Genomic DNA, 8,309 nt, shown 5'->3' with positions numbered 1-8,309 from the left:
CAGAGCAGTATTATGCCAATTCGTGTATTTCCTCCTCATTATCAGTTAGTTTACATCAATTTCGATATTTCTTCTTTTTCATTGATTAGTTACGTTTGGATAATTTATTCTCCACGTTTGGATAATTTGTTCTCCAAACATGGATAATTCGTTATCCACGTTTGGACAATTTTATATATATAAAGGTAAAAGAAGAGACTATTCTATAGATTGACTTAGGACTGAATATAATAAAGGCAAGCGTAATAAAAGATGTGTGAGACGGGTGGTTCAGTCGTCTTTTCTTAGTCGCATAAGTGCGGGGTAATGTTCTTCATAGCGGTCGAACTCCATGGCTTGTCCGTCGTAGCCCATGTCGGTGAAAGCTTGGCGGATGTCCAGTTGCTCTTCTTCGGTGATGGTACGGCGTTGCTGCTTAATCCTGTAATAGGAAGAGGAACCGAGGCATGACATGACGCTTAGTTTGATGCCGCGCAGATCGGCGGCACGCACGTTGTCGTAGATGCGGGAGATGCCCCATGCGTAACGTTCCTTGCGGTCGGGCATGAAGAGTGAGCAGGGCTGGCGACCGGTTATCACGGCGGGATTGACAACGGTGTAGCTCTCTCGTGTGTTCTCTGCAAGCCATCTGGTGGGCGGTGTGGCGTAGGCATTCTTTGCTCGTCCGCTCTGTTTGCCGCTGCAATGGGCAAAGTCGGCATCTAACAGGTTGTATTCTTCTTGTGTCATCATGCTGTTGTTTTTATGGTATCAGTCTGATTTCAAACTCTTTGCAACCCATACAACCCATGTGTCAATATGATCTTTGAGAGAGGCGGGAAGTGGTAGCGGAATCTTTATATCTGGCTTGATTCCTATTTCTTTTGTTTTTATTTGTAAAGCGAAGTCTTCGTCGACACAAACTGGATAATAGCAAGTAATCCCACTATGTGGCAGCTGAAATGAAGCGATGTTACCCGATAGGTTTGCTCCGCTGGTAGGGTCTTGTCCATATATTTTTCCACGATGGCAATAGTCTTTTACAAAACGAGCTAAGGTTTCTCCAGAACTTGCTGTTCTGCTATCAACGAGAATTGCCGCCTTTTTTAAATGGCTTGCAATGAAAGGCATTTCCTCGTTATTGTTCTCTTCTGACAATGGCACAAACTGTGCTTTCGATTGACGGGCTTTCTCTACGATATTTGTATCACCTTGTTTCATGAGTACTTCTCTGTTCATGGGGGTGTTTCTGAATAGAACTCTCCAAGGTTTCTTTGGTTGATGGTCTGCGAGTATCTCAAGAAAAGGTTCCCAAATGGCATCATTTCCCCCAGAATTACCTCGAATATCTAAAATGAGATAGGGACAATTCGTTCTTTTATAGGCTTGGGCAACACTATCGACCCATGCGTAAGTAGGATTCTGTCCGCTGCAAGAGGGTATTCTTACCAGATAGGTATCCGTATCGAGCATACACGCAAGGGGTTGAGGGTCATACTCCATCTTTTCGTTATACTTGGGATGAACCCTTCGGTCATACTCTTGCCAGAATCGATGTCGGTCAACTATAAAATGCGTGTCGAATTGAGAGAAAAACCAAAAGACATAGTCACAAGTTGCGGTTTCTATATCTTGACCTTTCAGTAAATGTCGCTTGATCGACTTTTTAAGCTTGGCGTATTCCTTACCATACATTTTGTGAATATATGGGTAAGTAGCAAGGTTAGCTTCAGTAAATCTTGTTAGATATTGATAATCTTTTAGATGATGATTGATGCTGTCGGGATGTATTGCAAATGAGGTGGAAGTCCAACATAAAGCAAAAGAAACAAGGAACAATCTTAAGTTCATGATATATTGTCTTTTAGGTAAATTATCTCTTAATCATATCTTTATGAATGGCAACTTCTTGTTCGACACTTGATCTTAACTTTGCAAATTCCAATAGCAAGTGCAAATTTATGTAATTCGATTGTAAAACTGTTGTTTTGGTGTTGAGAAGTTTAGTTTTTTCCTTAGTCTTGCATTCATTTTCATCTGTATAGTGTTCAAATGTTGTACCTTTAGGAATGTATTGTCTGATGAGTTTGTTCGTATTTTCTATCTATGTTATCAGTGTGCAGCATAAAATATAGTATAAAGGCGTGGTTTTTACGGAAGAATTTGTACCTTTGCTTGAAAGAATCAACATCGTGCAGGTAAAATGAATACAAACAAGATAGCAACCATCCTCCTTTTCTTATTACTTACCGCGACAGGTGCTTTCGGGCAAGTGAAACGGAAGGCAGCTAAACGAGCAAAGCCTACGACTGTCACGCCTAACCTGACACCCCAGCAAGCATTGTTTAACGACATGCTGCCGGCCACTACAAAAGTGATGTTTATAGACAGCACGGTGGTAGATAAAGATTCCATCGCCGCCCATATCCCCATAGGGAAAGAGTATGGATTGCTGCGGGAGTACATGGATGTATACCCCACAAGCAGCAGACAGAAGGGTCTTGTGTACGAGAACGAATTCAGAGACAAACGCTACTTCTCGTTGCCCGATGCCGATGGTCATATGCAGCTTTATACGGCAGAAAAGATAGGCAACCGGTGGTCGGAGCCGAGCATTGTCGCAGACTTCGGCGATGAGTTGACCGACATCGCCTGCCCCTTTCTTATGCCCGATGGCCTCACCCTCTATTTCGCCGGAAAAGGGAAGAATACCTTGGGGGGATATGATATATTCGTAACACGGTTTGATACAGACAACAACCAATTTTATAAGCCGGAAAACATCGGTCTGCCTTATAACTCTACGGCCGACGATTATTACTACATCACGGCTGAGGCAGATAGTTTGGGCTGGCTCGTTACGGCACGGAATCAACCGGAAGGAAAGGTTTGTGTCTATACGTTTGCATTCGATGACGAGCGCGTCAGCTACAACAAAAGTAACGTGGACAATGCACAACTCATGGCAATGGCACAAATTCGCAGCATCAAAGATACTTGGACAGACAACGACAGGTTGTCAAAGGCACGTCGCCGGCTGGCAGACCTGCAAACCCACCGCAACAAGGCAACCGGCAAACAGCCGTCTATACGTTTCGTTATCAATGACAACAGAGTGTATCATTCCATAGAAGATTTTCGCTCTGCTGATGCCAAGAGGTTATATACATTGCTGGTAAAGAAAACAGCAGAGAAGCAGGTGTTGGTCGAAAAGTTAGACAAGATGCGTAGGGATTACCATGCTGCAACTCCTGCCAAAAGACAACAAATGAGCAAGTCTATCCTTCAAACAGAGCAGGAATTGCAGCAAGCGACAACAGATCATGAACAATTAGAGAAAGACATACGCAAAGCAGAACTCACTCAATCAACCAATAAACAATAAAATTATGAAAAAGTATTTTGCTGAATCAGAACTAATTATCAACAAAGATGGCAGTATCTTTCATCTGCATCTGAAACCCGAACATTTAGCAGACAAGGTGATACTCGTGGGAGACCCGGGAAGAGTGTCCTTGGTTGCATCGCATTTCAATACGACAGAATGCGAGGTAGAGAACCGCGAATTCCGTACCATCACAGGACTTTACAAAGGGAAAAGGATTACGGTGCTGAGCACGGGTATCGGCTGCGATAATATCGATATTGTACTCAACGAGTTGGATGCCTTGGCTAATATCGACTTCAATACAAGGAACGAGCAAGAAACGTTCAGACAACTGACCCTTGTTCGTATTGGCACATGCGGAGGTTTGCAACTTTATACGCCAACAGGAACGTTTATTGCCAGCGAAAAGAGCATCGGTTTCGATGGGCTGTTGAACTTCTATGTCGGTCGGAACGATGTCTGCGACCTCGATTTTGAAGAGCATTTCAAGACACACATGCATTGGAATCCGCAGTTGGGAGCACCCTATGTTATTGATGCCGACAGCGAATTGATAGAAAGAATCGCGGCCGACGACATGGTAAGAGGAGTAACAATTGCCTGTGGTGGTTTCTTCGGTCCGCAAGGCAGAGAACTTCGTATACCGTTAGCCGACCCGAAACAGAACGAGAAGATAGAGAACTTTGAGCATAACGGGTATCGTATTACCAACTTCGAGATGGAAAGCAGTGCCGTGGCCGGCCTTGCACGACTGATGGGACACAAGGCCATGACTTGCTGCATGGTGATTGCCAACAGACGCACGAAAGAAGCAAATGCCAATTATAAGAACTCTATCGACGGGCTGATACAACTTGTTTTGGATAGAATCTAAATGTCAGATATACTGAACGACCACCATACCATTTGCGCCATGGCCACCGCTTCCGGCGGCGCAATGGGTGTGATACGGGTTTCCGGCGATAATGCCATCGCCATTGTGGATAAAACCTTTGTGCCAGCATCGAAACAATCATTACAAGATGCTAAGGCACAAAGTGTTTTATATGGATATATCCAAGCGGAAGACAGGACGGTGATAGACGAAGTTCTTGTGTCCGTCTTCCGTGCTCCGCACTCTTATACCGGCGAAGATACAGTGGAAATATCTTGTCACGGCTCGGCATATATTATTAAAGAAGTGCTGGAGCGGTTGATTCGGTTAGGGTGCCGGCAAGCTCTTCCGGGGGAATTTACCCAACGGGCATTCTTAAATGGTAAGATGGATTTGAGTCAGGCAGAGGCAGTGGCCGACTTAATTTCCTCTACCAACAAAGCGACACATCAATTAGCATTAGGGCAACTGCGCGGACACTTCTCTGATGAATTGCGTGCCTTACGCGATAAGTTGCTTAAAATAACATCGCTCATTGAGTTGGAGTTAGACTTCAGCGACCAAGATGTGACTTTTGCAAATCGCGAAGAACTACAGCAACTTGCACAACACATTAAAGAAAAGATTACCCGTTTGGCACAATCGTTCCAAACAGGGCGTGCCCTTAAATCTGGCGTTTCCGTGGCTATCGTGGGTAAAACAAACGTTGGTAAAAGTACATTGTTGAATCGTTTGTTGAAAGAAGAGCGTGCCATTGTGAGCGAGATTCACGGTACGACACGCGATGTAATAGAAGATACCATGCAGATACGGGGCGTTACTTTCCGCTTTATCGACACTGCCGGCATTCGTGAAACGAACGATAAAATAGAAAGTTTGGGTATCGAACGTACCTACCGGAAACTGTCGGAAGCCGCAATTGTAATATGGATGATAGATGCTTCGCCTACGTTTTCGGAAATTCAGGAGATGGAGGCACGTGTTAAAGGAAAGAAACTCATTGTTGTTGCAAACAAAATGGATGAGAAAGAGGTCGTCCTTGCCGACTATCCTTGGACTATTCAGCCTGCATTCCTTGCTGTATCAGCCAAATACAATAGAAATATTGATTTGCTGGAGGCCACTATCTACCATGCTGCCGACATTCCTGAAATCCATGAAAACGATGTTATCGTTACTAACGCCCGCCATTACGAAGCCCTTCTGCACGCGCAGGAAAGTATAGGGCGTGTCATCGAAGGTATCGTAACCGGTCTCAGCGGCGACCTTCTTTCCGAAGATCTTCGCCAATGCATCCACCAACTGTCCGAGATAACCGGCGGTACCATCACTACTTCCGACGTTTTGAATTCCATATTCAAAGACTTCTGCATCGGCAAATGACGACTTCTTATGAATAAAGAACTGACGGCATCTGTGGGACAGATACCGTCAGCGTGGGCGAGCTTGTTATTCCAAGTATTTGATGGCTTCGGTGAGCAGACCAATGATGAATTTGTCGTCAATGGCTTTCTTCATTTCTTTCAAACTCTGTATGCAGAGAGTTTTCTCGTCGGCCTTGAGCAGTTTACCATGATTCTTGCATAGTTTTACCAATTTGCCGGCTACGACCTGTGTCCAATCAGCTGTCTTGCGTTTGTCGAGACTATACATAAATGATGATTTCATGGCACCGAACCGTTCCAGAAAGTCTACATCGTCTTTCGGTTCCGACCGGTAACGCGTTATCACATTGTCGTAGGCACCGAGCATATTACGTAGCTCTTTACCCGAGATGCGATGCTTGGCAGAAAGGGTCATCAACGAATCGAGATTCATGTTTTTGAGTGCAGCCAGCTCACGAGAGGACTTCATCCATTCGTCGATATTCATGCCGTCGATAGAGATACGCCCCGAGAACCACTGTTTTGAGGGTCGCTTGCCGTAGACGCTGTAGAGTTGTCCTGTGATGACATCCGCTTGGTGGGTGTCATTCCACTCCATCGCATAGACGTAGCGACGCAGGGAGTCGGCAGGATCGGCGATAGAGATAAGGACGAGGCGGTTGCTCTTGTCTTTACCGAGGGTGAAGTATCGGGCGTTGCTGTAGGCGATGCTGTAGAGGCTTGTGGTATCGGGGTCGGCATCGCGGTTCACGTAGTAATAGGCGGCGGGCACATCGGCTTGGAAGGCCGAGAGCAATGTGTTTAGCCACTTCTTGTCTTGCTTTGTCAATGTGAAGCGGCAGGTGTTGCCTCGCGAGAGGAGTTTGCCACTGACGGGGTCTTTCTCTTCGTTTATGCTGCACGCCACGTTTTTGTTGTTTTGATAGGCTGCCCTGAAGTCTTCAAAAGCCTTTTCTACGTTTTTCTGTGCATAGACGGTGGTGGTAGCGAGCAATAGCATCGCCGTCACAAGGGATTTTTGTAAATGTTTCATATGATTGAGTTTTGGGTTATGGTACAATTTCCGGACTGCTCATGCGGTAGATGACGTTGTCGGCCATCTCTTCGTGTATCGCCGCGAAGAGAGCGATAAGCGCGTCGGCCTGCTGAGAGCGATTGTCGACGCTGGCTTCTATCATTGCCGAAGTCCATGCTGCGGTGCGGGCGAGTGCTTCTGTTTCCTCGTCGTATGGTTCGGCTGTCGTGATGTTTCTTTTGTTTCGTTTCGGGCGGAAGGTCTGTCGGCGAGCGTTCTTGGGGGGAGTTCGGGTGTAGGATGTTGCCGGAGATACCGGTTGGACAACCGACGGTTGGACGTTGATGGCCACAGGCGAAGAGGATACCGACGGCGGTTCCGGCTGTCTGATAAACCACACTGCACCGGCGAGAATCGCTGCTGCCGACAGACCGATGAGCAAACGACGCAGCGCAATGGGATGTTTTTTTTGCTTCGGCCGTTCGTTTGTCATGCCGCGGTCGAAATAGGCAAACATTTCTTGATAGGCTTTCCATTCACGTTTCACCCGATGGGTACGGAAATATGCTGTTAGTCGTTGCTCTTCTGCCCGCGTGGTGTCGCCCGCCATGAAGCGGTCGAGCAGTTGTTGTATGTCTTTTGTTTGCATGTTCATCTTTATGGGTTGAGGTGTTGTCTGATGTCGTTCAGCAGCCTTGTGCGTGCTCTTGAGAGGATTGTCCGCACCGAGGCGGGCGACAGACCGAGCAGCCTTGACATTTCCTCGGTAGACCGTTGCTCCACCTGCCGCATATAGAGCAGCGTATGCTCGGTGTTGGGCAAGGTGTGCATGCGATGTTCGAGCCACAATTGGTTTTCTCTGTCTTCCAGCTCATCGGCCGGCGAAGAGGCGTTAGCAACTGTTGCGAGGAGGCTTTCTTCGGCAGTGGCAGGCCTTTGTTTGCGGAGGAAGTCGATGACCGCGTGTTTTGCGATGGCTGCGGTCAGTGCTACGGGCGAGTGGAAGTGTGACATATCGGCGCGCATCGTCCATAGTTTCAGCATCACGTCTTGCGCCATGTCGTCGGCATCTTCGCGCGACAGGCCATAGCCGCGGCTTACCTCTATGGCTTTCCGATGTAGCGTGGGTGCCCACTGTTCAAACTCTTCCTGTTGCATGCTTCGGTTTTTGTCTGTCGTTACTTTAATAAACGGATGAATCAAGAGAATATCAACGGCGATTAACAAGATTTAAAGAAATTCGGGATACACCGGAAAAGAGTGTAACTCGAATCCCAAGTCGGGACAGCGCAAAACACTCGTGAAAAACCAAATCCGAGAGTCGGACGGCGCAAAACATGCGTGAAAAATCAAATCCCAAGTTGGGACGACGCAAAACACTCGTGAAAAATCGAATCCCAAGTTGGGATGGCGCAAAGCACTCGTGAAAAATCAAATCCCAAGTTGGGACGGCGCAAAACACCCGTGAAAAATCAAATCCCAAGTTGGGACAGCGCAAAACACTCGTGAAAAACGGAGTCCGAGAGTCGGACAGCGCAAAACACTTGTGAAAAATCAAATCCCAAGTTGGGATGGCGTAAAACATGCGTGAGAAATCAAGGAAAAATTGAACTTCTCAACACCGAAAAGTCGGAGCTTACTATCCGGACGGCCTTATCCCGAACTCGC

Annotated in this window: 8 protein-coding genes and 1 pseudogene; 3 read left to right on the top strand and 6 right to left on the bottom strand. The window is 46.6% G+C overall.

The genetic code is table 11. The features are described from left to right. Nucleotides 1-270: 270 nt before the first annotated feature. From HMPREF0658_RS05305 to HMPREF0658_RS12030, 3 genes and pseudogenes are all read right to left on the bottom strand, one after another. Complete coding sequence (locus HMPREF0658_RS05305; RefSeq protein ID WP_006949174.1) at nucleotides 271-732, bottom strand: DUF6078 family protein; 462 nt, start codon at nucleotides 730-732, stop codon at nucleotides 271-273. 18 nt (nucleotides 733-750) lie between these two features. Beyond that, on the bottom strand, nucleotides 751-1,830 hold the full coding sequence (locus HMPREF0658_RS05300; RefSeq protein ID WP_006949172.1) for a S41 family peptidase: 1,080 nt from the start codon (nucleotides 1,828-1,830) through the stop codon (nucleotides 751-753). Between the two features lie 108 nt (nucleotides 1,831-1,938). Then, nucleotides 1,939-2,083: pseudogene (locus tag HMPREF0658_RS12030) on the bottom strand (IS30 family transposase); the annotation flags it as partial. Nucleotides 2,084-2,182: 99 nt separating this feature from the next. On the opposite strand from HMPREF0658_RS12030, the gene HMPREF0658_RS05295 reads away from it, so the two are divergent. Genes HMPREF0658_RS05295 through mnmE form a run of 3 tightly spaced genes read left to right on the top strand, consistent with a single transcriptional unit; the run spans nucleotide 2,183 to nucleotide 5,624 of the window. Beyond that, on the top strand, nucleotides 2,183-3,364 hold the full coding sequence (locus tag HMPREF0658_RS05295; RefSeq protein ID WP_006949171.1) for a PD40 domain-containing protein: 1,182 nt from the start codon (nucleotides 2,183-2,185) through the stop codon (nucleotides 3,362-3,364). 4 nt (nucleotides 3,365-3,368) lie between these two features. Beyond that, on the top strand, nucleotides 3,369-4,241 hold the full coding sequence (locus HMPREF0658_RS05290; protein ID WP_006949169.1) for a nucleoside phosphorylase: 873 nt from the start codon (nucleotides 3,369-3,371) through the stop codon (nucleotides 4,239-4,241). Beyond that, nucleotides 4,242-5,624: a tRNA uridine-5-carboxymethylaminomethyl(34) synthesis GTPase MnmE gene (gene mnmE / locus HMPREF0658_RS05285; RefSeq protein WP_006949166.1), complete on the top strand. Its 1,383-nt coding sequence runs from the start codon at nucleotides 4,242-4,244 to the stop codon at nucleotides 5,622-5,624. Between the two features lie 66 nt (nucleotides 5,625-5,690). Here mnmE and HMPREF0658_RS05280 read toward each other — a convergent pair whose 3' ends face one another. Genes HMPREF0658_RS05280 through HMPREF0658_RS05270 form a run of 3 tightly spaced genes read right to left on the bottom strand, consistent with a single transcriptional unit; the run spans nucleotide 5,691 to nucleotide 7,799 of the window. Next, the gene (locus HMPREF0658_RS05280) at nucleotides 5,691-6,659 is read right to left on the bottom strand and encodes a hypothetical protein (RefSeq protein ID WP_006949163.1); all 969 of its coding nucleotides are present in this window, start codon (nucleotides 6,657-6,659) and stop codon (nucleotides 5,691-5,693) included. Between the two features lie 16 nt (nucleotides 6,660-6,675). After that, on the bottom strand, nucleotides 6,676-7,290 hold the full coding sequence (locus tag HMPREF0658_RS10660) for a hypothetical protein (RefSeq protein WP_024991164.1): 615 nt from the start codon (nucleotides 7,288-7,290) through the stop codon (nucleotides 6,676-6,678). A gap of 8 nt (nucleotides 7,291-7,298) precedes the next feature. Then, the gene (locus HMPREF0658_RS05270) at nucleotides 7,299-7,799 is read right to left on the bottom strand and encodes an RNA polymerase sigma factor (RefSeq protein ID WP_024991165.1); all 501 of its coding nucleotides are present in this window, start codon (nucleotides 7,797-7,799) and stop codon (nucleotides 7,299-7,301) included. Nucleotides 7,800-8,309: the final 510 nt, after the last annotated feature.

Source organism: Hoylesella marshii DSM 16973 = JCM 13450 (assembly GCF_000146675.1).
Taxonomy (GTDB): domain Bacteria; phylum Bacteroidota; class Bacteroidia; order Bacteroidales; family Bacteroidaceae; genus Prevotella; species Prevotella marshii.
This window is presented reverse-complemented; position numbering and strand designations above follow the sequence as displayed.

Bases quoted from the DNA above. Each gene is read 5' to 3' on its own strand.
- HMPREF0658_RS05290 (WP_006949169.1), top strand. From the start codon at position 3,369: ATGAAAAAGTATTTTGCTGAATCAGAACTAATTATCAACAAAGATGGC.
- HMPREF0658_RS05270 (WP_024991165.1), bottom strand. From the start codon at position 7,799: ATGCAACAGGAAGAGTTTGAACAGTGGGCACCCACGCTACATCGGAAA.
- HMPREF0658_RS05280 (WP_006949163.1), bottom strand. From the start codon at position 6,659: ATGAAACATTTACAAAAATCCCTTGTGACGGCGATGCTATTGCTCGCT.
- HMPREF0658_RS05305 (WP_006949174.1), bottom strand. From the start codon at position 732: ATGATGACACAAGAAGAATACAACCTGTTAGATGCCGACTTTGCCCAT.
- HMPREF0658_RS05300 (WP_006949172.1), bottom strand. From the start codon at position 1,830: ATGAACTTAAGATTGTTCCTTGTTTCTTTTGCTTTATGTTGGACTTCC.
- mnmE (WP_006949166.1), top strand. From the start codon at position 4,242: ATGTCAGATATACTGAACGACCACCATACCATTTGCGCCATGGCCACC.
- HMPREF0658_RS10660 (WP_024991164.1), bottom strand. From the start codon at position 7,290: ATGCAAACAAAAGACATACAACAACTGCTCGACCGCTTCATGGCGGGC.
- HMPREF0658_RS05295 (WP_006949171.1), top strand. From the start codon at position 2,183: ATGAATACAAACAAGATAGCAACCATCCTCCTTTTCTTATTACTTACC.